Source organism: Burkholderia torrens (assembly GCF_984668525.1).
The window spans coordinates 1,593,283-1,618,540 of sequence record NZ_OZ480211.1; the positions used below are offsets into that span (position 1 = coordinate 1,593,283).

General features: G+C 65.4%; 22 protein-coding genes, 1 tRNA gene and 1 pseudogene. 16 read left to right on the plus strand and 8 right to left on the minus strand.

The features are described 5' to 3' along the window. Positions 1 to 57: 57 nt before the first annotated feature. Together AC5LXX_RS07355 and AC5LXX_RS07360 are read left to right on the plus strand one after the other, a co-directional pair. Positions 58 to 444: an integration host factor subunit alpha gene (locus AC5LXX_RS07355; protein ID WP_124454800.1), complete on the plus strand. Its 387-nt coding sequence runs from the start codon at positions 58 to 60 to the stop codon at positions 442 to 444. A 61-nt stretch (positions 445 to 505) separates the two neighbouring features. Then, the gene (locus tag AC5LXX_RS07360; RefSeq protein ID WP_493410981.1) at positions 506 to 919 is read left to right on the plus strand and encodes a MerR family transcriptional regulator; all 414 of its coding nucleotides are present in this window, start codon (positions 506 to 508) and stop codon (positions 917 to 919) included. A gap of 82 nt (positions 920 to 1,001) precedes the next feature. Here the strand turns inward: AC5LXX_RS07360 and AC5LXX_RS07365 are convergent, their stop codons facing one another. Together AC5LXX_RS07365 and AC5LXX_RS07370 are read right to left on the minus strand one after the other, a co-directional pair. Further along, positions 1,002 to 3,212 carry a hypothetical protein gene (locus tag AC5LXX_RS07365; RefSeq protein ID WP_493410982.1) on the minus strand — a complete coding sequence of 737 codons (2,211 nt, stop codon included), beginning with the start codon at positions 3,210 to 3,212 and terminating at the stop codon, positions 1,002 to 1,004. Between the two features lie 293 nt (positions 3,213 to 3,505). Then, positions 3,506 to 4,384, minus strand: coding sequence for a tyrosine-protein phosphatase (locus AC5LXX_RS07370; protein ID WP_493410983.1), 879 nt, complete (start codon positions 4,382 to 4,384; stop codon positions 3,506 to 3,508). Positions 4,385 to 4,712: 328 nt separating this feature from the next. On the opposite strand from AC5LXX_RS07370, the gene AC5LXX_RS07375 reads away from it, so the two are divergent. The 4 genes from AC5LXX_RS07375 (at position 4,713) to AC5LXX_RS07390 (ending at position 7,838) form a co-directional block, all read left to right on the plus strand. Continuing rightward, positions 4,713 to 5,426 (plus strand): class I SAM-dependent methyltransferase, encoded by a 714-nt coding sequence (locus tag AC5LXX_RS07375; RefSeq protein ID WP_493410984.1) that lies wholly within the window; start codon positions 4,713 to 4,715, stop codon positions 5,424 to 5,426. A 159-nt stretch (positions 5,427 to 5,585) separates the two neighbouring features. Then, a tRNA-Pro gene (locus AC5LXX_RS07380) sits at positions 5,586 to 5,662 on the plus strand. 141 nt (positions 5,663 to 5,803) lie between these two features. Next, the gene (bamC, locus tag AC5LXX_RS07385) at positions 5,804 to 7,012 is read left to right on the plus strand and encodes an NlpB/DapX family lipoprotein (RefSeq protein WP_493410985.1); all 1,209 of its coding nucleotides are present in this window, start codon (positions 5,804 to 5,806) and stop codon (positions 7,010 to 7,012) included. Between the two features lie 535 nt (positions 7,013 to 7,547). Continuing rightward, complete coding sequence (locus AC5LXX_RS07390; RefSeq protein ID WP_493410986.1) at positions 7,548 to 7,838, plus strand: putative quinol monooxygenase; 291 nt, start codon at positions 7,548 to 7,550, stop codon at positions 7,836 to 7,838. A gap of 41 nt (positions 7,839 to 7,879) precedes the next feature. On the opposite strand, the gene AC5LXX_RS07395 is transcribed toward AC5LXX_RS07390, so the two are convergent. The 3 genes from AC5LXX_RS07395 to AC5LXX_RS07405 all read right to left on the minus strand — a co-directional run bounded on the left by AC5LXX_RS07395 (position 7,880) and on the right by AC5LXX_RS07405 (position 9,490). Beyond that, positions 7,880 to 8,137 carry a hypothetical protein gene (locus AC5LXX_RS07395; RefSeq protein WP_011884572.1) on the minus strand — a complete coding sequence of 86 codons (258 nt, stop codon included), beginning with the start codon at positions 8,135 to 8,137 and terminating at the stop codon, positions 7,880 to 7,882. A 136-nt stretch (positions 8,138 to 8,273) separates the two neighbouring features. After that, the gene (locus AC5LXX_RS07400) at positions 8,274 to 8,552 is read right to left on the minus strand and encodes a hypothetical protein (RefSeq protein WP_124454813.1); all 279 of its coding nucleotides are present in this window, start codon (positions 8,550 to 8,552) and stop codon (positions 8,274 to 8,276) included. A 221-nt stretch (positions 8,553 to 8,773) separates the two neighbouring features. Next, positions 8,774 to 9,490: a YdcF family protein gene (locus AC5LXX_RS07405; RefSeq protein ID WP_493410987.1), complete on the minus strand. Its 717-nt coding sequence runs from the start codon at positions 9,488 to 9,490 to the stop codon at positions 8,774 to 8,776. Between the two features lie 157 nt (positions 9,491 to 9,647). Here AC5LXX_RS07405 and AC5LXX_RS07410 point away from each other — a divergent pair, with 157 nt between their 5' ends. Next, a complete protein-coding gene (locus AC5LXX_RS07410) occupies positions 9,648 to 9,965 on the plus strand; it encodes a hypothetical protein (RefSeq protein ID WP_011545254.1) in 318 nt (105 codons plus the stop codon). Between the two features lie 195 nt (positions 9,966 to 10,160). On the opposite strand, the gene AC5LXX_RS07415 is transcribed toward AC5LXX_RS07410, so the two are convergent. Continuing rightward, a complete protein-coding gene (locus AC5LXX_RS07415; protein WP_493410988.1) occupies positions 10,161 to 10,415 on the minus strand; it encodes a hypothetical protein in 255 nt (84 codons plus the stop codon). A gap of 202 nt (positions 10,416 to 10,617) precedes the next feature. Beyond that, positions 10,618 to 11,013, minus strand: a pseudogene (locus AC5LXX_RS07420) (transposase); the annotation flags it as partial. 431 nt (positions 11,014 to 11,444) lie between these two features. On the opposite strand from AC5LXX_RS07420, the gene AC5LXX_RS07425 reads away from it, so the two are divergent. The 9 genes from AC5LXX_RS07425 to truB all read left to right on the plus strand — a co-directional run bounded on the left by AC5LXX_RS07425 (position 11,445) and on the right by truB (position 23,597). Continuing rightward, the gene (locus tag AC5LXX_RS07425; protein ID WP_124454817.1) at positions 11,445 to 12,347 is read left to right on the plus strand and encodes a LysR family transcriptional regulator; all 903 of its coding nucleotides are present in this window, start codon (positions 11,445 to 11,447) and stop codon (positions 12,345 to 12,347) included. A gap of 75 nt (positions 12,348 to 12,422) precedes the next feature. Next, entirely contained in the window at positions 12,423 to 13,625 is a 1,203-nt protein-coding gene (locus AC5LXX_RS07430) for a pyridoxal phosphate-dependent aminotransferase (protein ID WP_493410989.1), read from the plus strand. 272 nt (positions 13,626 to 13,897) lie between these two features. Then, on the plus strand, positions 13,898 to 14,923 hold the full coding sequence (scpB, locus tag AC5LXX_RS07435) for an SMC-Scp complex subunit ScpB (RefSeq protein ID WP_493410990.1): 1,026 nt from the start codon (positions 13,898 to 13,900) through the stop codon (positions 14,921 to 14,923). Between the two features lie 60 nt (positions 14,924 to 14,983). Continuing rightward, the gene (gene rluB / locus AC5LXX_RS07440) at positions 14,984 to 16,735 is read left to right on the plus strand and encodes a 23S rRNA pseudouridine(2605) synthase RluB (RefSeq protein WP_493410991.1); all 1,752 of its coding nucleotides are present in this window, start codon (positions 14,984 to 14,986) and stop codon (positions 16,733 to 16,735) included. A 459-nt stretch (positions 16,736 to 17,194) separates the two neighbouring features. Continuing rightward, positions 17,195 to 17,653, plus strand: a complete 459-nt coding sequence (gene rimP, locus AC5LXX_RS07445) for a ribosome maturation factor RimP (RefSeq protein WP_011351796.1) — start codon at positions 17,195 to 17,197, stop codon at positions 17,651 to 17,653. Further along, positions 17,653 to 19,128: a transcription termination factor NusA gene (nusA, locus tag AC5LXX_RS07450; RefSeq protein ID WP_048020756.1), complete on the plus strand. Its 1,476-nt coding sequence runs from the start codon at positions 17,653 to 17,655 to the stop codon at positions 19,126 to 19,128. Before rimP ends, nusA begins: the two co-directional genes overlap by 1 nt. A 91-nt stretch (positions 19,129 to 19,219) precedes the next feature. Beyond that, a complete protein-coding gene (gene infB, locus AC5LXX_RS07455; RefSeq protein ID WP_124454825.1) occupies positions 19,220 to 22,138 on the plus strand; it encodes a translation initiation factor IF-2 in 2,919 nt (972 codons plus the stop codon). 114 nt (positions 22,139 to 22,252) lie between these two features. Continuing rightward, the gene (gene rbfA / locus AC5LXX_RS07460) at positions 22,253 to 22,651 is read left to right on the plus strand and encodes a 30S ribosome-binding factor RbfA (RefSeq protein ID WP_034190142.1); all 399 of its coding nucleotides are present in this window, start codon (positions 22,253 to 22,255) and stop codon (positions 22,649 to 22,651) included. 13 nt (positions 22,652 to 22,664) lie between these two features. Next, on the plus strand, positions 22,665 to 23,597 hold the full coding sequence (gene truB / locus AC5LXX_RS07465; RefSeq protein WP_493410992.1) for a tRNA pseudouridine(55) synthase TruB: 933 nt from the start codon (positions 22,665 to 22,667) through the stop codon (positions 23,595 to 23,597). A 96-nt stretch (positions 23,598 to 23,693) separates the two neighbouring features. On the opposite strand, the gene AC5LXX_RS07470 is transcribed toward truB, so the two are convergent. Continuing rightward, complete coding sequence (locus AC5LXX_RS07470) at positions 23,694 to 25,253, minus strand: DHA2 family efflux MFS transporter permease subunit (protein WP_493410993.1); 1,560 nt, start codon at positions 25,251 to 25,253, stop codon at positions 23,694 to 23,696. Positions 25,254 to 25,258: the final 5 nt, after the last annotated feature.

The following is a 25,258-nucleotide window of genomic DNA, read 5'->3' on the forward strand; positions in this document are numbered from 1 at the left end:
GTTCGCGGGCGGCTTTTTTCCATCGTAAGTTTTGATTCAACGCGCTGTATGGCAGATATGAACGACATGACCTCGAGTGAATTCGAAGCCCTCCTGACGGCGCAACGCAGCGCCATGAACCGCGACGCTTCGGCGGCGGCGTCCCCCGAGACGCCCACGCTGACGAAGGCGGAGCTGGCGGAGCTGCTGTTCGACAGCGTCGGGCTGAACAAGCGTGAAGCGAAGGACATGGTCGAGGCGTTTTTCGAGGTGATCCGCGACGCGCTCGAAAACGGCGAGAGCGTCAAGCTGTCGGGATTCGGCAATTTCCAGTTGCGCGACAAGCCGCAGCGTCCGGGCCGCAATCCGAAGACGGGCGAGGCGATTCCGATCGCGGCGCGCCGGGTGGTAACCTTCCACGCGAGCCAGAAGCTGAAGGCGCTGGTCGAAAACGGCACCGAGTAAACGCCGCACGCAGCAGTCTCCGCGCGGCCGCCGCGCACCCTTTACCGACGGTTAACCGACGATGACCACTACGGTTGAGAAAGTCGTCTTGCCTCCGATTCCCGCGAAGCGCTACTTCACGATCGGTGAAGTCAGCGAACTGTGCGGGGTCAAGCCGCATGTGCTGCGTTATTGGGAACAGGAATTCACTCAGCTGCGCCCGGTGAAGCGGCGCGGCAATCGTCGGTATTACCAGCATCACGAAGTGCTGCTGATCCGGCGGATTCGCGAGTTGCTCTACGAGCAGGGATTCACGATCAACGGTGCGCGCAACCGGCTCGATTCGCCGGGTAGCGAGCGGGCCGCGGCGGAGCCGGTCGAACCCGAGCTGCAGGCCGCCGATGCGCGCGTAGCGGGCAAGCCGGGCACCACCGTCGACGTCGTCGCGCTGCGACAGGCGTTGCTCGACGTGATCGACGGACTGAAGCACGACTGAGCGCACAGCGCGAGCGAGATCAAGGAAAAAGCCCGGTTGGCGACACGCCACCGGGCTTTTTCATCGGTGCCGCACATGCGCATCAGCGCGACGCGAGTGGATTCTTCCGGCCCATGTCGACGACCAGCGTGCCGTCCGGCAACATCCGCACCGAACCCTGCGTGACCTGGCTGCGGTAGCCGTACAGGTCGAAGCGCATCGGGCCGGCCTCGGCCGAATTGCGGATCAGCGCGCGCACGTTCAGTTCGAGCACGTTGAACATCTTCATGTCGCCGCCTTCCATCCACATGTAGCTCGGTGCGTCGATCTGCGGCCGCTTCGGCGCGGGTGCGCCGGCCGCGCGCCGGAACGTGAGGCGCAGCCCGTCGCGCTCGACCGTGGCCTGCCCGAGCTTGCCGTTCAGTATCGGCGGCGGGAACACGGTGTACTGGTCGAGCACGAGCGTGTCGCCGCGCAGTTCCGCGCCGCGCCGCTGCAGCGGCGTCAGCGACGCGAGCTCGATGCCGAGCGAACGCAGGAGCTTCGCCTGCGGAATGCCGAGCACCGACACCTGCACAGGCTTGAACGCGAGGTGCCGGTCGTCGAGCACCGTCAGCGAGCCCTTCATGTCGGTCGGCAGCCAGACGCCCGGCACGTGATTCCACAGCTTGATCCCGCCCTGGACGCGCAGGTCCTGGCCGTCCGCGCTCAGTTGCAGGTCGTTCAGCGAACGCGGCGAGTAGTCGAGCAGGTAGTTGTTGAACAGCGCCGACATCGCCTTCCACGACTCGACGACCGTGCCGCCGAGAATGCGGATGTCGTACTGGTTCGGATCGTCGAGATCGACGGGTTCGCCGGGCCGCTTCGACACGAGCTCGACGTCGAGATCCTCGACATGAAAGCCGATGTCGCCGGACAGGTTGAAGTCGACGTTGCGCAGATGGATCGTCGGATTGCGGTTCGACACGTGCCGTTCATTGAACGGCGTGGTCGACGTGCGCCGCATCGCGACCTTCTGCATGCCGGGATGCACCGCGTCTGCCGCGAGCGCATAGGCTTCCCAGTGCTGGCGCACGTCGCGCAGCGCAGTCTGCTGCGCGGCGAGGAAGCTGTCGTTCAGGCGCGCGGTCGCATTGCCGAGCAGTGCGCCGCTGGCGGGGCCCGTGTACGAAGGCATCCGGATCGCCATCGCACCGCTTTCGTCGAAATTGAAGTAGCCGGCCGACACCTGGTCGCGATAGTGATACAGGTCGAACACGAACGTCTGGTCGCGCTTCGTCGGATCGACCGGGCCGATCAGGATGTCTGCGTTCATCGGCATCGAGCGCATGAACTTCACGTCGCCGCCGCGGATATACATCGCCTGCTGCGGCGCGTTCGCGGGCATCGCGAAGCCGGCATGCGTGCCGTCGTCGAGCTTCAGGTCGAGGCCGGCCGGCGTCACGCGCAGTGCGGTGATCGTGAGCTTCAGGCGCGGCGGCGGCATCAGCTTGTCGACCGCCATCACGAGATCGTCGCCGGCGAGCTGCGCGATCGGCGTCTGCACCTTCAGCAGGTCGGCCATCTTCACGTTGGCCGCGCGCATCACCGGCTGTGCGTTGATGCCCGACACGCGCACGCCGGTCGGGTGGAATACGAGCTGGCTGCCGTCGCGGATCGCGAGCGTGCCGGTCAGCGAGAACGGCACCCAGCCGTCGCGCTGCATCTCGCCTTGCAGATGGATCACGCCGTCGCCGGCCGATACGGCCAGCTTGCGCAGCGGCGCGTTGCGATAACCGAAGATATAGGTGTTGAAGAGGGCGGTCAGCTTCGCGTTGTCGAGCGTGACCGTGCCTTCGTGCGCGTCGATCTGGAAGCTCGTCGGATCGTCGAACACGATCGGCGCGCCGGCCTGTGTCGGCACGAGCGTGGCCGACAGCTGATGGATGAAGAAACCGAGGTTGTTGACGATACGGAAATCGACGTCGCGCAGGAACGTCATCGCGCCGTTCTGGCCCGAGTCGCGCAGCGTGAACGGGCGCGGCTGCGTGAGGCTGAGCGACGCGACCGACGGTACGGTGCGCGCGACCTGCTGCTCGCGCGCGAGGCGTTCGGCCTTGGTGCGTTCGATCTTCGTCGATGCGACCGGCGTATTGCCGTCGCGCTGCGCGGCCGATTCCGCGCAGCCGGCGCAGAGCAGCGCGAGCGCAAGCGCGCCGCAGCCGAACACGCGGGACGCGGTGTGCGACACCGGGGCGGCCGTGCGTCGCCGGCCGGACATCCAGTCGAAAATTGCCAAAGGCGAGCGATGGCCGCGCCGGACCGCATTCCGCATCGTCTGTCTCCATGTCTTGTCGTGATCGACGGTGGCGCGCGCCACTGCACGGCGCGAACGTCGATGCCGTGCAGTGTGTCATAGCGCGCTAGAGCGGCGTTACCAAACAACGGGCGCCCGGGGGCGGGGCGCCGACGGGCTGCGGGACAATGGATTCGCGGTGATCGGGCGACCGGATCAAACGGTCGTTTGGTTTTTGCCTCGTGTCGGCCGGTGCCTTTTGCGGGGCCGGGCAAATCCGTCGCGAGCCTTGGCCGGCGCGGGTTTGCCCGGATGGGCGAGGCGGCGGTCGGTCAGACCAGCAGGCGCTGCCGGATCGCGTTCTGCGTGGCCGGGTCGAGTTGCAGGCCGTTCTCGATATACGACGCCATCGAGCCGTACGATGCCGTGACCTGATCGAACGCCGCCTGCAGATAGTCGGCGTGCGCGCCTTGCAGCGCGGTCATCATGTCCGCGGCATTCTGCCCGCCGGCTTTTTGGGCCTGGGAGATGGAGGCGGCGATTTCGGCCGCGCTGTAGACGTTGGTCAGCAGGTAGTCGTCGACGATCGTGTGCTGCGGGACGCCGATGATCGTGTGCAGGATGGCGGTTGCCCAGCCGGTGCGATCCTTGCCGGCCGTACAGTGGAACACCCGGTTTTCATCCGTGCCGGCGAAACCGGCGAACAGCGCGTGATAGCTCGCATGTGCGGTGTCCGACGTCACGAACGCGCGGTACATGCTCAGCATGAAAGCGGTCGCCGTCGCGCCGCTGGTTGGCAATGGGTCGATGCTGGCGGCGCCGAGCACGTTGAGGTTTTGCCAGGCGGCGCCGACGAGCGTCACATCCGGTTGCGTCTTGATTTCGGCGGGCGTGCGCAGGTCGCAGATCTGCTTGATGCCGAGCGTGCCGACGGTCGCGACGTCGGCGCTGGACAGCGCAAGCGCAGACGACCGATAGATCACGCCTTTCTTCATCTTCGCGCCGCCGGTCGTGACATAGCCGGTGCCGTCCGGGCCGGCCGTGTCGCGAAAGTTCGCTGCGGAGGCCAGTCGCGGTGTCGTGACCGGCGCGACCGAGATCGAGTCGCCGCCGCATGCCGACAGCAGCGACGTGCTCCCCAGCGCGACGCCTATGGTGCCGGCGCTGAGCCGGAGAAATTGTCGACGGGAGATTTCGTTGTTCTGATGCATTCAATGCCCTTTGTCGAAGACGGTTACAAGACGTCGCGACCGCCGCGTGACCGAAGCCGCCTCCTGTCTCGCGCAACGCGGCAAAGCCGGGCGGGCCGGATCGATCGGCGTGCAGTCGGACGGTTCGCCGGGCGTGTCGATCTCGCGCCGGCTAACCGCACGGTAGCGATTTACGGTGAATCGGCCATCGTCCTTTTCGATTAGGGGCGTATGTGGGGAGGGCGGTGCGGGCCGTGCATCAACGGATACGATCGGTGTTGACGGCGAGGTAAGATCGGTGTCAGTGGCTGGTTCGATCACAACACGGTAGCCATCACGGGGAAGCGCCATGGATCTCAAGGAAGTCGACGTACTGGGTGCGGCGGTAGGCGATCACTGGTACTACGCGTCGAAGGCGAGCGCGATCCGGCGGTTCCTGGGCGGGGCGGGCGCGAACCGGATCCTCGACGTCGGGGCGGGCTCCGGCTTTTTCTCGAAGCACTTGCTGGAGCGCACGCAGGCATCGGAAGCATGGTGTGTCGATACGAGCTACGCCGGCGACACCGACGAGGAGACGGCCGGCAAGCCCATCCACTTTCGACGATCCGTCGAACGGTTCGATGCCGATCTCGTGTTGCTGATGGACGTGCTCGAGCATGTCGACGACGACGTCGGGCTGCTGACGCAGTACGTGAAGGGCGCGCCGTCGGGCAGCCGGTTCCTGATCACGGTGCCCGCGTTCCAGTTCCTCTGGAGCGGCCATGATGATTTTCTCGAGCACAAGCGTCGCTATACGCTCGGCAGTCTCGAGGATGTGGTGTGTCGCGCGGGGCTCGACGTCGAGCACGGCGCCTATTACTTCGGTCTCACGTTTCCGCTGGCGGCCGCGTTGCGGCTCGGCGAGCGGGCGCGTCGGCAGCCGCGCGAGCCGGCATCGCAACTGCGCCGTCACCATCCGCTCGTCAACGGCCTGCTCAAGACGATCTGTCGCATCGAGTTGCCGATGTTCCGCTTCAATCGCGTCGCAGGATTGACGGTCATCTGTGTCGCGCGCAAGCGGTGAATGCGATGTAACGACCATGCGGTTGGCGCGCAGGGCGTACCGTCGTGCGCACTCGCACATGCATCGGTGCGGCCACGCCAAAAAATTTCACAAGAACATTCACAAAATGCATGCGACCCGTTCTAAATCGGGAAACTGTCTGTTATAATTTTTTTCTTTCGGGGCGTAGCGCAGCCTGGTAGCGTACCTGCATGGGGTGCAGGTGGTCGGAGGTTCAAATCCTCTCGCCCCGACCAGACAAAGAACCCGCGTCAGTTCAGGCTGACGCGGGTTTTTTCTTGCCGGTCGCTTTTTTGCACATCGCGGCGCGGCCCCGGTAAAATGCAAGGTTGATCCACGGAAAGCGCCGTGATTTAGCGGAAGAGGATTCCCCGAACATGACTGATCTTCGTCTTACCATGCGGTTCGCTGCAGTGCTCGCCACCGGCGCGCTCGTCGCCGGTTGCGGTACGTCGTCGCCCACGAAAGTGGACTACAAGAGCGATTCGAAATCGAAGGAAGCGTCGCTCGCAGTGCCGCCCAACATGCTCGACGAGACGGCCGATCAGCGTTCGCTGCCGCCGCAGGGCGGCGCGACTTCCCTGTCTGCGCTTCAGCAGGTCCAGCAGGCAGCGCCTGCGCTGGATACCGTCGCACCGCCCGTGGCCGGCATGCATATCCAGCGCGACGGCACCGAGAGCTGGCTTGTGATCGACGGCAAGCAGCCGGCCGACATCTGGCCGCAGGTCCGCCGGTTCTGGCAGGAGCAGGGCTTCCTGCTCGTGGTCGACCAGCGCGACAAGGGCGTGATGGAAACCGACTGGAACGAAACCCATCCGCAGATCAACGACGGCCTGATCCGCAGCGTGATCTCGAAGGCGATGGGCAACTCGTACGTGACGGCCGAGCGCAACAAGTACCGCACGCGCCTCGATTCGGCGCCGAACGGCGGCACCTATGTGTTCATCAGCCAGAAGGGCATGCGCGAGGCGATCACGGGCGCGAACAACGATTCGAGCAAGTGGGAACCGAAGCCGAACGATCCGGCGCTCGAGACCGAATACCTGAAGCGGCTGATGGCCGTGCTCGCGCAGAATGCGCAGCGCGCGAAGAACGGCGAACCGCCGATCGCGAACATCAAGGACAACACGGTACCGGCGGAGAAGAAGGCCGACGCCGATGCATCGTCGAAGGCTGCCGCGGCGATCGCCGCGCAGAACGTCACGCGCACGTCGGCGCAGGGCAACGACGCGGCCGACGCGGCCGTGCCGTCCGAAGTCACGCTCGGCGAGCCGTACGACCGCTCGTGGCTGCACGTCGGCCTCGCGCTCGATCGCGCGAACTTCACGGTGGACGATCGCGATCGCACGAAGGGCCTGTATTTCGTGCGCTACGTCGATCCGAAGGATCTGACCTCGGCCGAGCAGGGCTTCTGGAGCCAGCTGTTCCACGGCAAGAAGGAAAAGCAGGCGAAGCAGTACCGCGTCAACGTGAAGGCGCTCACGGCCGACCAGACGCGCGTTGCGATCGTCGACGACGCGGGTGCGATCGACACGTCGTCGCCGGCACGCCAGATCATGGGGTTGCTCGTGAATCAGCTTCGCTGATCACGGTACTTCCCTGCATCACTGAAAAGCCCGCCTTTCGGCGGGCTTTTTCTTGGCCGTCCACTCCTGCATGCATATGTGCGAGCGGGTCGGTCCCTCCTCGTGACGTTACGTAACATCCGTGCGTTACGGCGGCAGAACACGTGTCACATTGTCGCCAACGTCAAAAAATCTCCTTTTAAATCAATGGAATGTGTGGTGTTCGAGGGTTGGCATGCAACCTGCTTTATATGTTGAAATTGTTGAACAGGGAGGATGACGTCAGATGCCGGGCGGGCGCCGCGAGCGCCGGATCATCGGTATCGACGTCTTCGAATGCCGGCGCGACATGTGCCGGCGCAACCGATGACGATCCGCGCCAGCGTGCGGATCTCGATGGCCCCGTCGCCTATCCTCGTAGGGCGACGGTTTCGCCCGCGCTTCTCCGAAGCGCGGGCTATTTTTTTGGGGCCGTCGGGCTGTGTCGCATCGGCGTGGCCGATGCGCGACGTGTGATTCGCGTATTCTCGGACTTTTATCGATGAAGGAGTCGGGAATGGCGGAAATTGCAGTCGTGGCGCTGATCGTGGCGAAGCCCGGTGCCGAGGAAAAGCTGCGCACCGCGCTCGAAGGGATTGTCGAGCCGACCCGCAGCGAAGCCGGTGCGTTGCAGTACGACCTGCACCGGGATCTGAAGGAGCCCCTGAGATTCGTATTCGTCGAGCGTTGGGAAAGCGAGGCGGCACTGGCTGCCCATGCGCGTTCCGCGCACATTCTCGCTTATCGCGAGGCGGCCGCGGACTGGATCGAAAGTTCCGAAATCCGCGTGCTGTCGAAGCTCGTCTGAGCCGGGCAGCGCGACCGGACGTATCCGGTCGCAGCGGCGCGTCAGTGCGACGCGCTGGGGACGTCGAGGATCAGGATGATCGTCCAGTCGGCGTCGCCGTCATGGTGATACTGGCGCTCGGCCACGATGAACGGCTGCTGCTTGCCTTGCGGGCCGAGGAACAGCACGTCGCCCTCCATCGGCAGGCACTCGATCGGCGGCAGCGCGAGGAACGCGTCGGCCGAGCCGCGGGGCATCAGTTGCTTGATCTGGCGAGTGGCGGCTTCGGTCCACTCGATGTCGAGTTGAATGTTGCTCATGCTGTCCTCCGCACCGGGGTGCGCACGGGTGGAAAATTTCGGTGCGCGACTTTAGCACAGCGCGCAGGCGCCGCAACCAAAAAAGCCGAACCCGGTTGCCCGGATTCGGCTTTTTGCTTGTGCGGTGCCGCCAAACTTACTGGCTGGCAGCGTCTGCGGCCTTGGCTGCCTTCTTGCCGGCCTTCTTCGCTGCTGCCTTGTGATGAGCAGCCTTCTTGCCGTGGTGATGCTCTTCCTGCACCGCCGGCTGAGCGGCTTCGGCCGCTTGCTGCTGCTGCAGCGCTTGTGCGCGCTGCTCGATCTCGGAAATCTTGGCCGGATCGGTGATGGTCTGGATCTGCGTGCTCTCTTGCGCATACGCTGCGCCAGTCAGCGCCGACATCGCTACCAGGATAGCCAGGGACGTCTTCTTCATTGCTTTACCTCCGCTAAGTGGTGATGAACCCGAGTGTTGCCGTTTTGTCTGGCGACTGCAATCGAGTGCGTGTCGAGTGTAACAAAAGTGACGGATCAATGTGCACCGGATCGAGGCGCGATGCAAGGCCTAGTTGAAGTCGCGCAACACTTCGCGTACTTCGTCACGCGCGTGCCATCCTGCGCGAAATCGCGATTTCCATGCCCGTTTCCTGGCAATTCTCAAAACCAGCCGAGCCACCGGTACACGTGGAATTGCGCGATGCCGACCAGCTCGTGCACTGCCTGCTCGGCGTTGGCCACATTGCGCCAGCGCGGGAGCCAGCCTGTTTGCGCAAGCCGGCGGTTCGCATAAACGGGCTGAGGATCGATTCCGAAACGGCGGAAATCGAGCAACGCGCGGCGCATCTGGTACGACGAGGTGACGAGAATGCGCGCGTCGTCATACTGTGAGCGTAGTATAGATGCAGTGAATTTCGCATTTTCGTAGGTCGTGCGGCTGTCCGGTTCGAGCACGAGGTCGGCAGGCGCAACGCCTTCGGCGACGAGTTGGCGCCCGTATACGGATGCTTCGGTTTCGCCGTGATGCTGCGGGTCGCCGCCCGACATCACCACGGTGCAGCGTTCGGCCTGCTGTCGGCACACGCGATAGAGCGCTGCAACCTTGTGGATGCGCGCGGTGCCGTCGGGTGGTGGACGCAGCCCGGTATCGGTGCGACGCGTGCCGGCGCCGATGACAATCAGCGTGGTCCGTCCGTGCATGTCCGGGCGCTCGACCGGCGTGACGCCAGCCTCGGTCCAGGCGATCAGCGGCGCGGCGAGCCAGCCCGTCGCGAGCAGCCAGAACAGCACGGCGGCGGCGATCGAGATGATTCTCCGCCGCTTGCGGCAGAGCATGAAACAGATGAAGAGAAGTACAAATGAATCGAACAGAATCAATTTGATTGGGGTATGGTGTCTTTTTATGGACGGCTGACGATCCGGCCCTGACGCGACGCCGAACGTCGGCCTCCAGAATCGGTGGCGGTATCGGCGGGCGGAGACCCCGCCCGACGCGCCGCTTCGCATTGTCGCTGCACTTTAAGAAAGAATCGAGATGGCCACGTATTCCAACGAAGCGGTGCTCGACGCATTGAGACGAGTGCAGTACCGCCAGGTACCGTGGGCACGCCGCCCGGGCGTGTTCGAGTATCTCCGTTCGCTCGGGCTGATGGACACGGTCAGGCAGAAGACCGTTGCCCCCGCACCGGGCTTCCACGCCCCGGTCGACATCGCCGTGCTGACCGACAGCGGTCGAGCCGAATTCTCGCGCCTCGAGCGTGCCGAGAAATTACTTTCCTGGACCGATCGCCGCATGGACGACTACGCGTTGAGCGAAGCGAGCGCCGTGGCGATTCTCGAAAGCCGCCTGTAGCGGCGAATCATCCCGGCTCGGGCGTCGCCGCGCGAATCGGTCATGCCGAAAAAAAGCCCGTATCACGAGGATACGGGCGTACCGGATACTTTTGCTGTTGCCACGCTGTGCTCATGGCAACGATGTGACTCGTCGCTTGCGGCGCAGTTCCCGAAAGTGGGCATTTTCTTTGGCGAATTCCTGAAATCGGCAGGACTACGGATGACGCGGCACGTCGGACGGCTGCGAGCTGATGCGCGCCCGTGCGTTGCTGGCAATGTCGCCGCGCAGGTCGCCGCGCGGCACGGTCTGCCGGCCGGACGCATTGGCGGACGGCTGCTGCTGGCGAAGGGTGTTGCGGTGATCCTGCTGGCGGTGGGGCGGCTTCGTGTGATCGTCGGCATGGGCTGGAGCGGTCAGCGCCACGGAAATGACAATGCCGCATGCAACGAGCAGTGACATTGGTTTCATGGCGGGGCTCCCTTCAAGCCGTCGACGCGGCCTGTTGATATGTCGCTAAGGTAAGCGCGGGAGTGCAGGCAAGCTGTAAATATTGGTAAATAGATGTATCGCGGCACGACAACGGCAATCGACGGCAGTGCGGGCGCCGCGAAAAAGTCGCGTCGCAGAAAAGAAACCGGGCGGCCGAAGCCGCCCGATCGAGCATGCGTTACGCCATCTTGACGGGGGCGCGCCAGGATTCCGGGTTGGTCCAGAAGGCGCCGCGTAGCCGGTCGCGGCTCGGCGGTGCGGGCGGCTTCGCGGCGCTTGCGCCGATGCGTCCGCGCAGCGAGATCTGCCGGCCGCTCGTACCGAGCCGCTTCACGATTTCGGCGAGCGTGCCGTCCGCCTGCCATTCGTCGAAACGACGGCGGCAGGTCGGCGGCGATGGGTAGCGGCCCGGCAGCTTCGACCAGCCTTCACCCGTCGACAGCACCCACAGCACGGCGTTGACCACCGAGCGGGCTTCCACGCGGGGACGGCCGCGCCGTTCACTCCGTGCGGGTTCCGAGCAAAACAGACCCTCGACCAGCGCCCACTCGTTATCTCTCAAATCGTCGAACAGCATCATGTCCTCACCTCAGCGAAGCTAACTCCGGTGCGCTGCCCTGCGCCGCGCACTCTTCAAGCACTCGATCGTCGAGTGCCGGGTGGGGGCGTCCGGTTGGCCGGCAGCGGTGTTTCTGCTCTTCCGTCCGACGGAACCTACGCCCTGTGCGCCAGGTAATGCACGAAGCGTGCCATGTCGGAGGTGAATCCCTCGAGAGCCGCTTGGCAGCGAGCTAACGGCTAAGTCAGCTAGGGGCGTATAAGACGCCAAAATAACCCGGCAGCAAATCGGGACAATCACCAATCTTGTGCAGTTCGCCCGCACCACGTGCGTTCGCGAACGTATTGCACCGCAGCGAAACATTCGCGGCAGGTGCCGGATTCGCACATCGAGGCCGGATTCGCGCATTACAATCGTGCATCGATATCGACGATTGATGAGGTCAGGGGATGAACGTCACGCTGCGCCAGCTTCGCGTATTCATCGAGGTCGCGCGGCTCAGGAGCTTCAGTCGCGCGGGCGACGAGATCGGGCTCACGCAGTCCGCGGTCAGCCGTTGCGTGCGCGAGCTCGAGGCCGAGCTCGGACTGAAGCTGATCGACCGCACGACGCGCGACGTGCAGCTGACCGACGTCGGTGCGAACCTGATCGCGAGCGTGTCGCGCCTGATCGACGATCTCGACGACACGCTGCGCGAGATCCGTGAGATCGGCGAGCAGCGCCGCGGGCGTGTGATCGTCGCGGCGAGCCCGACGATCGCCTGCCGGCTGATGCCGCGTGTGGTTGCGTCGTGCGAGCGCCAGTTCCCGTTCGTGACGCTGGGCCTGCGCGACGACGTGCAGAGCGACGTCTTGCGCAAGGTGAAGTCGAGCGAAGTCGACTTCGGTGTCGTGATCGGGCCGCTGACGGTCGCCGATCTCGTGTGCGAGCCGTTGATGACCGATTCGTTCTGTCTCGTCGCGCGTGCCGACCACCCGCTCGCGGCACGGGCCGAGGTGCCGTGGACGGCGCTGGACGGCGAGCGCCTCGTGCTGCTCGACCATGCGTCGGGCAGCCGGCCGCTGATCGATGCCGCGCTGGCCGCCCATCACGTCAATGCGACGGTCATGCAGGAACTCGGGCATTCGGCGACGGTGTTCGGGCTGGTCGAGGCGGGCGTCGGCGTGAGTGTGCAGCCGTGGCTGTCGTTGCCGCTCCCGGCCGGCTCGACGCTGGTCGCGCGGCCGCTCACGCCGCGCACCGAACGAACCGTTGAGCTGGTGCGTCGCCGCGACCGGTCGTTGTCACCTGCGGCGCAGGCGATCTGGGAGCTCGTGCGCCAGATGCCGGCGCGGGCGGAAGACCTCGACTGACGCGTGCCGACTTGCGCCGGCCGCGCTTGAGGGCCGGTACACTACGCGGATCGTGTTCGTCGACGGTGGTCCTCGATGGTGCAATCCGATGATTTCCTTCCGGTGGCCGGCGAGCCGGCGGCGCGTGCGGCGGTGCAGGCGCTGCGTCCGTCGCTGATCCGGGAAGTGGCGAACGCCGGCTTCGGCGTGCCGGACATGCTGCCGTTCTGGTTCGGCGAATCCGATCGCGTGACGCCGGATTTCATCCGTGACGCCGCGGCGGCTGCGCTGCGCGACGGCGCGACCTTCTACACGCACAACCTTGGCACCGCGCCGCTGCGCGCGGCGATCGCAGCCTACGTCGGCGCGCGCCACGGTGCGACGGCGGCCGACACGGTGGCCGTGACGAGTTCCGGCGTGAGCGCGTTGATGCTGGCCGCGCAGATGCTGGTCGGTCCGGGGGACCGCGTCGTCGCGGTCACGCCGCTGTGGCCGAATCTCGTCGAGATTCCGAAGATCCTCGGGGCGCAGGTCGAATGCGTGCCGCTCGACTATGGCGACGCGGGCTGGCGGCTCGATGTCGGGTGGCTGCTCGGCGCGCTGACGCCCGGGACGCGGATGCTGCTGATCAATTCGCCGAACAATCCGACCGGCTGGACGATGTCACGCGACGACCAGCAGGTCGTGCTTGCCCATTGCCGGCGTTACGGCATCTGGCTGGTCGCCGATGAAGTGTACGAACGGCTCGCATTCGATGCGGGCGGCGCGCCGTCGTTTCTCGACATCGCCACGCGCGACGAGCGGGTCGTCGTCGTGAATTCGTTCTCGAAGGCTTGGGCGATGACGGGCTGGCGGCTCGGATGGCTCGTCGCGCCGGCATCGGTGACGAGCGACCTGTCGAAGCTCGTCGAATACAACACGTCGTGCGCGCCGGGCTTCGTGCAGGCCGCGGGCGAGGTTGCGTTGCGCGACGGCGAACCGTTCGTGCGGTCGTTCGTCGCGTCGCTGCGCGACGCGCGCGATCACCTGGTCGCCGCGCTGCGGACGTTGCCCGGCGTCGAGGTGCCGCCTCCGCCGGGCGCGATGTACCTGTTCCTGCGCCTGCCGGGCGCGGCCGACAGCCTCGCGTTCTGCAAGACGCTGGTTCGCGAGGCAGGCGTCGGCCTCGCGCCGGGGCGCGCGTTCGGCCCGGAGGGCGAGGGATTCGTACGGTGGTGCTACGCGTGCGATCCGGCCCGACTGGATGCGGGCGTCGAGCGGCTGCGCCGGTTCCTCGCGCACGGTTCGGCCGCCCGCTGAAGCAGGGCCGGAGCGCACACGCCGGGCTGGCGGCGGCCCGCTCGGCTCATCTTTACGCACCGGGCAATTTTGCGTAATATGGCGTTCAGTCACGCGGTTCCGTCGTTGAGCCGTGCTGTTCCGTCCGGTTTGGGCCTGGCCTGAAGTTGGTTCGCCGCCCCCGGTTCGTGCTCCCATCAATATGACCGATCAGAATCGGGCGAGCGCGTCTTCCGTTCCTTTCGTCTGTTTGTTGATCCGGTTCGTTTGACCACAGGGTCTGGCCTAGCTGCATGAATACCCAAGAGGCGAAGATCGTCCTCGAGACTGCTTTGATCTGCGCGCAGGAACCGCTGAAGCTCGGCGATTTGCGCAAGCTCTTTGCCGACGGCGTGTCGGCTGACACGGTCCGCACGTTGCTCGAAGATCTGAAACAGGATTGGTCCGGCCGCGGCGTCGAACTGGTGGCGCTCGCGACCGGATGGCGCTTCCAGAGCAAGCCGGCGATGCGTCATTATCTGGATCGCCTGCATCCCGAGAAACCGCCGAAGTATTCGCGCGCGGTGCTCGAGACGCTCGCGATCATCGCGTACCGGCAACCCGTCACGCGCGGCGACATCGAAGAGATTCGCGGCGTCACGGTCAACACGCAGGTGGTCAAGCAACTCGAGGATCGCGGCTGGATCGAGGTGATCGGCCATCGCGACGTGCCGGGGCGCCCGGCGCTGTATGCGACGACCAAGCAGTTTCTCGACGATCTCGGCCTGAAGGCGCTCGACGACCTGCCTGCGCTCGAAGAGCCGGCCGCGAACATCGAGGCCGCGCTGCTCGCGCAACAGGCCATGGATTTCGACGGTGACGTGCCGGTTGCAGACGACGCAGCGGGCGATCTGCCGCAGGCGCCGGCGGACGACGCATCGGTCCGCCAGCCGGGCGATGCCACGGCCGACGTCGCGTCGACGCAGGAAATTCCGGGCCGCGATACGCTCGAGGCTGATCGCGGGCACGCGGAACAAACGGAAGAGGTTGGCGCCGAAGCAGTGCCGACCGATGTGCAGTCCGAGCCGCTGCGAGCGGATTGGAGCGAGGAAGATCGCAAGCCGGCCGCCGAAGCGGCTGCCGGAGACGGAGCGGAAGCGGCCGGCGTCACGCCCGGCGAGGCTGACCAGGCCAACGCGTCCCGTTCCCGTCCTGCGGACGACGAGATGCTGGACGACACGTCCGACAGTCTCGCGGATGCCGTACGAAGCGCCAGCGCGCCCATCGGCGCCGACGCGTTGCCGGACGACGAAGCAGAACCCGAACAGCGTCGCGCCTGATCGCGGCCAACATCTTGCCGCGCCCGCGCCGGGCGCGAGACCTGACATTTTGAGGTTGTTTTGACAGATATCCACGATATTGAATCGTCCGCGCCTGCCGTGCAGGCAGCACGCGCCGACGATGCGCCGGAGCAGGACGCTTCGGCCGGTGGCGACGAGCGTCCCCGCCGCGGTTTGCGGCGCGGCCCGCGCAGCCTGATCGCGCGGCGTCGCGCGGCCGCCAAGTCGAAGGGCGAAGGCGAGCAGCCGGGCGGCGAGGGCGCGGATGCGCAGCCGGCCGAGGCTGCCGAAGCGCAGCCGGCGCGTGCGCCGCGCAGCAAGGACGGTGCGGCCAAGGGCGGTCGCAAGCCGGCCGGCAAGCGCGAAGGTGCGGCCAAGTCCGGCCAGGGCGGTCAGAGCCGGCGCGGTGCGCCGAAGGCCGAAGGCGGCCCGGTCAAGGCGGAAGGCGATGCGTCCCAGGACGAGCTGTTCGCGTACGTGACGTCGCCGGCATTCGACGCGGACAACTCCGCGGGCGGCGGCGGCGTGCGTGCACCGATGCTGCGCCGTGGCCGCAACCAGCCGGCGAACAAGCGCGTGCTGTCGCCGGACGACGACGCGCCGAAGCTTCACAAGGTGCTGGCGGAGGCGGGCATGGGCTCGCGCCGCGAAATGGAAGAACTGATCGTCGCCGGCCGCGTGTCGGTGAACGGCGAGCCTGCACACATCGGCCAGCGCATCATGCCGACCGATCAGGTGCGGATCAACGGCAAGCCGGTCAAGCGCAAGCTGCCGAACAAGCCGCCGCGCGTGCTGCTGTACCACAAGCCGACCGGCGAGATCGTCAGCCACGCGGATCCGGAAGGCCGTCCGTCGGTGTTCGATCGCCTGCCGCCGATGAAGACGGCGAAATGGCTTGCGGTCGGCCGCCTCGATTTCAACACCGAAGGTCTGCTGATGCTGACGACTTCGGGCGATCTCGCGAACCGCTTCATGCACCCGCGCTACAGCGTCGAGCGCGAGTATGCGGTGCGCGTCGTCGGCGAGTTGGCTGAAGGGATGCGGCAGAAGCTGCTGCACGGCGTCGAGCTCGATGACGGCCCGGCGAATTTCCTGCGCATCCGCGATGGCGGCGGCGAAGGGACGAACCACTGGTACCACGTCGCGCTGGCCGAAGGCCGCAACCGCGAAGTGCGCCGGATGTTCGAGGCGGTCGGCCTGATGGTTAGCCGCCTGATCCGTACGCGTCACGGCCCGATCCCGCTGCCGCGCGGCCTGAAGCGTGGCCGCTGGGAAGAGCTCGACGACGCACAAGTGCGCAAGCTGATGGCGACCGTCGGCCTGAAGGCGCCGACCGAGGAGAAGGGCAAGCGCGGCGGTGCCGGCGCGGCCGAGCGCCGTCAGCCCGATCCGATGGAAACATCGATGGGTTTCATCAGTCGTGAGCCGGTGCTGACGACGCACGGGCAACTCGACCAGCCGCGTCGCGGTGGCGGCCGGCGCGGCGCGCCGGGCCTGCCGGGCCTGAGCGGCTACGGCAGCCTGCCGGTTTCGCCGTCGGGCTACGGTAACCGTGCCGGCGGCGGTCGCGATGGCAACCGTGGCGGCATGGGCGGTCGTGACGGCAACCGTGCGGGCGGCGGCCGCGATGTCGACGGCAATCGCGCGTCGTACGGTGCGGGCCCCAAGCGCGAAGGCGCGGGCGGCAAGCGCGGCGGCAGCAAGGGCGGCGGCAATCGCAATCCGAACGGCAATCGCGCTGAAGGCGCCGGCAACGGCGGCGGTCCGCGCGGCGGCCAGCGTCCGCAGCGCAGCCGCACGCGCAGCCGCTGAACGCATGTCGGCGCACGGCGGCGCAAAGCCGCCGGCGTGCCGGCCCGATTGGCATCCCGCCGGTTTTTCCGGCACGGCGCAGTGCGCCGATCGCTTTCGACTATATATAGTCGCGTGCCGCTGCATCGCAGTCGGCATGGCCGATCTCCGGCCTGGCAGGGTGGGGTGCCGGCTGATCGGATAACCCGATTTCGCATTTTTGGGTCGGTAAAGGCGGACGACGCGCTGCTTTTACCGGCTGGCTTGGCGTTTGCGCCAAAAATCGCTATAATCGCGGAGTCGCTGGGCGTACGGATTCAATGTGCGGCTCAGGTGCGACCACCAGTAAGAAGATGGGCGTTCCGCCCATTTTTTTTTGCTGAAACGGTTAGGCATCTCGGGTAGCGCTTCCTGCGCCGGCTAAGGCGCGCGCCCGCGGGTGAATCGCGAGCGGCGGGCGCGAACACCTGAGAGGACACAGTGCAACTGACGGAACTGATAGAAACCACGGTCACCGGGCTCGGCTACGAGCTGGTGGATCTCGAGCGCACCGGGCGCGGCATGCTTTGCATCTATATCGATCAGCCTGCCGGCATCTCGCTCGAAGATTGCGAAAAGGTCACGCGTCAGCTCCAGCACGTCTTGACGGTCGAAAACATCGATTACGAACGGCTCGAAGTCTCGTCCCCGGGGCTCGACCGCCCGTTGAAGAAGCTGGCCGACTTCGAGCGCTTCGCTGGCAGCGAAGTCTCCGTGACCTTGAAAAAGCCGCTGGACGGGCGCAAGACGTACCGGGGCATTCTGCACGCGCCGAATGGCGAAACGATCGGTTTGGAATTTGAGGGGAAGAAGGGCGAGGCAGCCATGCTGGATTTCACGCTGGCCGATATCGACAAAGCCCGCCTGATTCCGCAAGTTGACTTTAGGAGCCGCAAATAATGAGTCGCGAAGTGTTGATGCTGGTGGATGCGCTGGCGCGCGAGAAAAACGTCGACAAGGATGTGGTGCTGGGCGCCCTCGAGGCTGCGCTCGCTTCCGCTTCCAAGAAGCTGTTCGACGAAGGCGCCGAAATCCGCGTCCATATCGATCGCGAAAGCGGCGAGCACGAAACCTTCCGTCGCTGGCTCGTCGTACCCGACGAGGCAGGCTTGCAGGAGCCGGATCGCGAGATCCTGCTGTTCGAAGCGCGTGAGCAGAAGCCCGACGTCGAAGTCGGCGAATATGTCGAGGAACCCGTTCCGTCGATCGAGTTCGGCCGCATCGGCGCGCAGGCCGCGAAGCAGGTGATCCTGCAGAAGGTGCGCGACGCGGAGCGCGAGCAGATCCTGAACGACTACCTCGAGCGTGGCGAAAAGATCATGACCGGTACGGTGAAGCGCCTCGACAAGGGCAACTTCATCGTCGAATCGGGCCGTGTCGAGGCGCTGCTGCGCCGCGATCAGCTGATCCCGAAGGAAAACCTGCGCGTGGGCGACCGTGTGCGTGCGTACATCGCGAAGGTCGACCGCACCGCGCGCGGCCCGCAGATCGAGCTGTCGCGTACGGCGCCCGAGTTCCTGATGAAGCTGTTCGAGATGGAAGTGCCGGAAATCGAGCAGGGCCTGCTCGAGATCAAGGCGGCTGCCCGTGATCCGGGCGTGCGCGCGAAGATCGGCGTGATCGCCTACGACAAGCGGATCGACCCGATCGGCACCTGCGTCGGCATCCGCGGTTCGCGTGTGCAGGCCGTGCGCAACGAGCTCGGTGGCGAAAACATCGACATCGTGCTATGGTCGGAGGATCCCGCCCAGTTCGTGATCGGCGCGCTCGCGCCGGCAGCCGTCCAGTCGATCGTCGTCGATGAAGAAAAGCATTCGATGGACGTCGTCGTCGACGAGAACGAACTGGCTGTCGCGATCGGCCGCAGTGGTCAGAACGTTCGCCTCGCCGGTGAACTGACCGGCTGGCAGATCAACATCATGACGCCGGACGAATCCGCCCTGAAGCAGGGTGAAGAGCGTGACCGGCTGCGTGCACTGTTCATGGCGCGTCTCGACGTCGACGAAGAAGTTGCCGACATCCTGATCGACGAAGGCTTCACGAGCCTCGAAGAGATCGCCTATGTGCCGCTCAACGAAATGCTCGAAATCGAAGCGTTCGACGAGGACACCGTGCACGAACTGCGCAACCGCGCACGCGACGCGCTGCTGACGATGGCTATCGCGAACGAAGAAAAGGTCGAGAACGCCGCGCTGGATCTCAAGAGCCTCGACGGCATCACGCCGGAGCTGCTCGCGAAGCTGGCCGAACACGGTGTGCAGACGCGGGACGATCTCGCCGAGCTTGCAGTGGATGAACTGGTCGACCTGACCGGAATGGAAGAGGATGCCGCTAAGGCGTTGATCATGAAAGCACGTGAACATTGGTTCCAGTGAGAAATGACCATGGCGCACTGATTTGATGGCGGCCGTATGGCCTGACCCGATGCTAACCGCAAGGAATCGGTCCTTGCACTAAGAGGAATGAATGGCGAGTAACAACGTAGCCCAATTTGCCGCGGAACTGAAAATGCCTGCTGGTGTGCTGCTCGAACAGCTGCAGGCAGCGGGCGTCCAGAAAGCGAGTGAAGACGATGCGCTGTCCGAAACGGACAAGGCGCGTCTGCTCGATCATTTGCGCAAGTCGCACGGCGCAACCGACGGCGACAAGCGCAAGATCACGCTGACCCGCAAGCACACGTCGGAGATCAAGCAATCTGACGCGACGGGCAAGGCTCGCACCATTCAGGTCGAGGTCCGCAAGAAGCGCACGTTCGTCAAACGCGACGACGTGAGCGAGGGTGCGGAACAGGGTCAGGCGCAGGTCGCCGAAGCGGACGACGATGCCGAACTGAAGCGTCGCGAGGAAGAAGCGCGCCGCGAGGCTGAGCTGCTCGAGAAGCAGGCGCAGGAACTGCGCGAGCGCCAGGAACGCCTGGAGCGCGAAGAAGCTGAACGCCGCGCCCGCGAGGAAGCGGCTGAAGCCGAGCGCCGTCGCGCCGAGGAAGAAGCGGCGACGAAGCGTGCCGCGGCCGAAGCTGCCGCAGCACAGCAGCAGGCGGCCGCGCAGCAGGCTGCCGCGGCCGAGCAGGAAACGGCAAGCGCACAGTCCGCGCAGGACGAAGCCCGTGCGGCCGCCGAACGTGCGGCCCAGCGCGAAGCGGCGAAGAAGGCCGAGGACGCAGCCCGCGAGGCGGCGGACAAGGCGCGCGCCGAGCAGGAAGAGATCAGCAAGCGTCGCGCGGCGGCGGAAGCCGAAGCACGCGCGATCCGCGAAATGATGAACACGCCGCGCAAGGCCGTGGTCAAGGCAGTCGAGCCGCCGAAGCCGGTCGAGCCGCCGAAGCCGGCCGAAGCGAAGGGTACGCTGCACAAGCCGGCGAAGCCGGAAGGCGCGCAGGCGCGTCCGGCCGTGAAGAAGCCGGCCGGTGCTGCCACCCCGGCGACGACGCAGGCGCCGGCAGGCGCGGGCGACCGCAACAAGAAGCCGGGCGCAGGCAAGGGCGGCTGGCAGGACGATGCGTCGAAGCGCCGCGGCATCAAGACGCGCGGCGATTCGAGCGGCGGTGTCGACCGCGGCTGGCGCGGCGGCCCGAAGGGTCGCGGCCGTCACCAGGACAGCTCGACGTTCCAGGCGCCGACCGAACCGATCGTCCGTGAAGTGCACGTGCCGGAAACCGTGTCGGTTGCCGATCTCGCGCACAAGATGTCGATCAAGGCCTCCGAAGTCATCAAGGTGATGATGAAGATGGGCCAGATGGTCACGATCAACCAGGTGCTGGACCAGGAAACGGCGATGATCATCGTCGAGGAACTGGGCCACCGCGCGGTTGCCGCGAAGCTGGACGATCCGGAAGCGCTGCTCGTCGAAGGCGAAACGGGTACCGATGCGGAGCAACTGCCGCGTCCGCCGGTCGTCACGGTCATGGGTCACGTCGACCACGGCAAGACCTCGCTGCTCGACCACATCCGCCGCGCGAAGGTTGCCGCTGGCGAAGCGGGCGGCATTACGCAGCACATCGGCGCTTATCACGTCGACACGCCGCGTGGCGTCATCACGTTCCTCGATACGCCGGGTCACGAAGCGTTCACGGCAATGCGTGCACGCGGCGCGAAGGCGACCGACATCGTGGTGCTGGTGGTGGCAGCCGACGACGGCGTGATGCCGCAGACGAAGGAAGCCATCGCCCACGCGAAGGCGGGTGGTGTGCCGATCGTCGTGGCGATCAACAAGATCGACAAGCCGGACGCAAACCCCGATCGCGTCAAGCAGGAGCTGGTCGCGGAAGGCGTCGTGCCGGAAGAGTACGGTGGCGATTCGCCGTTCGTGCCGGTGTCGGCCAAGACGGGCGCGGGTATCGACGATCTGCTCGAGAACGTGCTGCTGCAGGCCGAAGTGCTGGAACTGAAGGCACCGGTCGAAGCGCCGGCCAAGGGCATCGTGATCGAAGCGAAGCTCGACAAGGGTAAAGGCCCGGTCGCGACGATCCTCGTGCAGTCCGGTACGCTGAACCGTGGTGACATCGTGCTGGCCGGTACCGCTTACGGCCGTGTTCGCGCGATGCTCGACGAGAACGGCAAGCCGGCGAAGGAAGCTGGCCCGTCGATCCCGGTCGAAATCCAGGGTCTGTCGGAAGTGCCGGGCGCCGGTGAAGAAGTGATCGTGCTGCCGGACGAGCGCAAGGCGCGTGAAATCGCCTTGTTCCGCCAGGGCAAGTTCCGCGACGTGAAGCTGGCGAAGCAGCAGGCCGCGAAGCTGGAAAGCATGCTCGAACAGATGGGCGAAGGCGAAGTGCAGAACCTGCCGCTCATCATCAAGGCAGACGTGCAGGGTTCGCAGGAAGCACTCGTGCAGTCGCTGCTCAAGCTGTCGACCGACGAAGTGCGCGTACAGATCGTGCACAGCGCGGTGGGCGGCATCAGCGAAAACGACGTCAACCTCGCGACGGCATCGAAGGCGGTCATCATCGGCTTCAACACGCGTGCGGATGCACAGGCACGCAAGCTGGCCGAGGCGAACGGCATCGACATCCGTTACTACAACATCATCTATGACGCAGTGGATGAGGTGAAGGCGGCAATGTCGGGCATGCTGGCGCCGGAGAAGCGCGAAGTCATCACCGGCATGGTCGAGGTGCGCCAGGTCTTCAAGGTGCCGAAGATCGGTGCGGTCGCCGGCTGTATGGTGACGGACGGTATCGTCAAGCGCTCGTCGTCGGTGCGCGTGCTGCGCAACAACGTCGTGATCTTCACGGGCGAACTCGAATCGCTGAAGCGTTTCAAGGACGACGTGAAGGAAGTGAAGCAAGGCTTCGAGTGCGGTATGTCGGTGAAGAACTTCAACGACATCGTCGAAGGCGACCAGTTCGAAGTCTTCGAAGTGACCGAAGTCGCGCGTACGCTGTAATCGTCGCGCATCGGCTCATGGGCGGGGCAGGCTTGGGCCTGTCCCGCCCATTTTCATGGTGGCGTGCCGACAATGGCCGCCGCTTTATCCTGATAAACGGATCACGGATCGATCATGTCCAGGAAACGTACTTCCCCCAATCGCAACGTTCAGATCGCCGACCAGATTCAGCGCGATCTGTCCGAGCTCATCATGCGCGAGGTCAAAGACCCGCGTATCGGCATCGTGACCATCCAGAGCGTGGAGCTCACGCCGGACTACGCGCACGCGAAGGTCTACTTCACTGCGCTCACCGGCGATCCGGAAAAGACGCAGGAGGCGCTGAATCACGCGTCGGGTCACCTGCACAACCTGCTGTTCAAGCGCCTGCACATTCACACGGTGCCGACGCTGCATTTCCATTACGACCAGACGATCGAGAAGGCCGTCGAAATGTCGCGCCTGATCAAGGAAGCGAACTCGACGCGCGCGAAGGACGACGACGAGGCCGACGCGCCGGCCAAGGACGACTGAGCTCGACCGGCCTATGACGACTGCAGCACCCCAACGTCCGCGCGTGCCCCGGCGCATGCTGGACGGCGTCCTCCTGCTCGACAAGCCGGTCGGCCTGTCGAGCAACGATGCGCTGATTCGCGCGAAGCGCCTGCTCCTCGCGAAGAAAGCCGGTCACACCGGCACGCTCGATCCGCTGGCATCGGGCCTGCTGCCGCTGTGTTTTGGCGAGGCGACCAAGTTTTCGCAGGACTTGCTCGAGGCCGACAAGACCTACGAAGCGACGATGCGTCTTGGCCAGCGCACGGCCACCGGCGATGCGGAAGGCGACGTGATCGACACGAGGCCCGTCGAATGCGACCGGGCCGCGGTGGAAGCCGCGCTCGTGCGTTTCACCGGTGAGATCGTGCAGGTGCCGCCGATGTATTCGGCGCTCAAGCGCGACGGCAAGCCGTTGTACGAATACGCACGCGCGGGCCAGACCGTCGAGCGGGAAGGCCGCAACGTGACGATCCATGTACTCGAGCTGCTCGCTTGCGAGATGCCCGACGTGACGTTTCGCGTGACCTGCAGCAAGGGCACTTACGTGCGTACGCTCGCGGAAGATATCGGCGAGGCGCTCGGTTGCGGTGCGCATCTGACGATGTTGCGTCGCACGGGCGTCGGTGCGCTGACGCTCGAACATGCGGTGACGCTCGATGCGCTGTCGGATGCAGCGGAATCGGCGCGTGATGCGTGGCTCCAGCCGGTCGATGCGTTGCTGTCGACGTTCCCGTCCGTTCGTCTCGACGATGCGTCCGCGAAACGGTTCCTGCATGGCCAGCGCCTGCCGCTGTCGGAACTCGGGCCGATCGAGGCGGCTGACGGCGAGCGCGTGCGCGTGTACGACGCCACGCGGCTGCTCGGCGTGGCACGCAAGGCGAATGGCGTGCTCGCACCGGAACGGCTCGTCGTGACGGCGGCCTGACGTAGCGGCGCCAGCGTGCCGCAATCGGCACAAGAAAAAGCCCGGTCGAATCGACCGGGCTTTTTTGTTTGACGCGTCAGCGTTACGGCATCGTGCTCAGTGCGCCGCGGACGCCGCCGCTCCCGCATCGCCGCCGCCCGCGCGCTCGGGCTTGGTGATCCAGATCAGTCCGATCAGCAACACGAAGATCGCCGCCGAGATATAGAACAGATCGTTAACGCCGAGCTGTGCGGCCTGCTGCGTCGCCAGGTTGTTGATGAGCCCGTGTGCCTGGTCCGGCGTCAACCCGAGGTTGCCCATCTGCGTGACGGCCTGGTTGAACGTCGGGTTGTACGGGTTCGCCTGCTCGACCAGTTGCGCGTGATGGAAGTTGTTGCGGTGGTCCCACGCGGTCTGGAAGATCGACGTGCCGATGCCGCCGCACATGATCCGCACGAAGTTCGACAGGCCGGACGCCGCAGGAATGCGGTGGCCGGGCAGGCCGGACAACGTGATCGACACGAGCGGGATGAAGAAGCCGGCCATCGCGATACCTTGCACGAGTGTCGGCAGCGTCAGCGACCATTCGTCGACGCCCGTCGTGTAGCGCGAGCGCATCCAGAAGCACAGTGCGAACGTCAGGAACGACGCCGTCGAGATGAAGCGCGGATCGGTGCGTGGCAGATACTTCCCGGTGAGTGGCGACAACAGGATCGCGAACAACCCGACCGGCGCCATCACGAGGCCGGCGTCGGTTGCGGTGTAGCCGATCTGGGTCTGCAGCCACAGCGGCAACAGCACGAGGTTGCCGAAGTACAGGCCGTACCCGATCGACAGCGCGACCGTGCCGCCGGTGAAGTTGCGCATGCGGAACAGCGACAGGTCGACCACCGGATGCTCGGCGGTGAGCTCCCAGATGACGAAGAACGCAAACGCAATGACGGCGGTCAGCGCGAGTACGACGATGGTCGTCGACGCGAACCAGTCGAGATCCTTGCCCTTGTCGAGCATGATCTGCAGCGAGCCGACCCAGACGACCAGCAGCGCGAGGCCTACGCCGTCGATCGGCGCGCGGCGCACGGCCGACTCCCGATCGCGGTAGATCATCCACGTCGCGGCGGCGGCGGCGATGCCGACCGGGATGTTGACGTAGAAGATCCACGGCCACGAGTAGTTGTCCGAGATCCAGCCGCCCAGGATCGGGCCGGCGACCGGTGCGATCAGCGTCGTCATTGCCCATAGTGCGAGCGCCATCGGTGCCTTCGCACGCGGATAGCTCGACAGCAGGAGCGCTTGCGACAGCGGAATCATCGGGCCCGCGACCGCGCCCTGCAGCACGCGCGATGCGAGCAGGAACGGCAGGCTCGGCGCGAGGCCGCACATCCACGACGAGATGACGAACAGGATGATCGATGCGAGGAACAGGCGGACCTGCCCGAAGCGATCGGTCAGCCAGCCCGTCAGCGGCACCGAAATCGCATTTGCAACCGCGAACGACGTGATGACCCACGTGCCCTGGTCGGACGATACGCCGAGATCGCCCGAGATGGTCGGGATCGCGACGTTCGCGATGGACGTGTCGAGCACGTTCATGAACACCGCGAGCGATACCGCGACCGTCCCGAGCAAAAGTTTCCCGCCCTGCAAGGGCGGGTAGGAGACAGGAGCCTGTGCCATGTCGG

Bases quoted from the DNA above. Each gene is read 5' to 3' on its own strand.
- AC5LXX_RS07355 (WP_124454800.1), top strand. From the start codon at position 58: ATGAACGACATGACCTCGAGTGAATTCGAAGCCCTCCTGACGGCGCAA.
- AC5LXX_RS07360 (WP_493410981.1), top strand. From the start codon at position 506: ATGACCACTACGGTTGAGAAAGTCGTCTTGCCTCCGATTCCCGCGAAG.
- AC5LXX_RS07365 (WP_493410982.1), bottom strand. From the start codon at position 3,212: ATGCGGAATGCGGTCCGGCGCGGCCATCGCTCGCCTTTGGCAATTTTC.
- AC5LXX_RS07370 (WP_493410983.1), bottom strand. From the start codon at position 4,384: ATGCATCAGAACAACGAAATCTCCCGTCGACAATTTCTCCGGCTCAGC.
- AC5LXX_RS07375 (WP_493410984.1), top strand. From the start codon at position 4,713: ATGGATCTCAAGGAAGTCGACGTACTGGGTGCGGCGGTAGGCGATCAC.
- bamC (WP_493410985.1), top strand. From the start codon at position 5,804: ATGACTGATCTTCGTCTTACCATGCGGTTCGCTGCAGTGCTCGCCACC.
- AC5LXX_RS07390 (WP_493410986.1), top strand. From the start codon at position 7,548: ATGGCGGAAATTGCAGTCGTGGCGCTGATCGTGGCGAAGCCCGGTGCC.
- AC5LXX_RS07395 (WP_011884572.1), bottom strand. From the start codon at position 8,137: ATGAGCAACATTCAACTCGACATCGAGTGGACCGAAGCCGCCACTCGC.
- AC5LXX_RS07400 (WP_124454813.1), bottom strand. From the start codon at position 8,552: ATGAAGAAGACGTCCCTGGCTATCCTGGTAGCGATGTCGGCGCTGACT.
- AC5LXX_RS07410 (WP_011545254.1), top strand. From the start codon at position 9,648: ATGGCCACGTATTCCAACGAAGCGGTGCTCGACGCATTGAGACGAGTG.
- AC5LXX_RS07415 (WP_493410988.1), bottom strand. From the start codon at position 10,415: ATGAAACCAATGTCACTGCTCGTTGCATGCGGCATTGTCATTTCCGTG.
- AC5LXX_RS07425 (WP_124454817.1), top strand. From the start codon at position 11,445: ATGAACGTCACGCTGCGCCAGCTTCGCGTATTCATCGAGGTCGCGCGG.
- AC5LXX_RS07430 (WP_493410989.1), top strand. From the start codon at position 12,423: ATGGTGCAATCCGATGATTTCCTTCCGGTGGCCGGCGAGCCGGCGGCG.
- scpB (WP_493410990.1), top strand. From the start codon at position 13,898: ATGAATACCCAAGAGGCGAAGATCGTCCTCGAGACTGCTTTGATCTGC.
- nusA (WP_048020756.1), top strand. From the start codon at position 17,653: ATGAGTCGCGAAGTGTTGATGCTGGTGGATGCGCTGGCGCGCGAGAAA.
- infB (WP_124454825.1), top strand. From the start codon at position 19,220: ATGGCGAGTAACAACGTAGCCCAATTTGCCGCGGAACTGAAAATGCCT.
- rbfA (WP_034190142.1), top strand. From the start codon at position 22,253: ATGTCCAGGAAACGTACTTCCCCCAATCGCAACGTTCAGATCGCCGAC.
- truB (WP_493410992.1), top strand. From the start codon at position 22,665: ATGACGACTGCAGCACCCCAACGTCCGCGCGTGCCCCGGCGCATGCTG.
- AC5LXX_RS07470 (WP_493410993.1), bottom strand. From the start codon at position 25,253: ATGGCACAGGCTCCTGTCTCCTACCCGCCCTTGCAGGGCGGGAAACTT.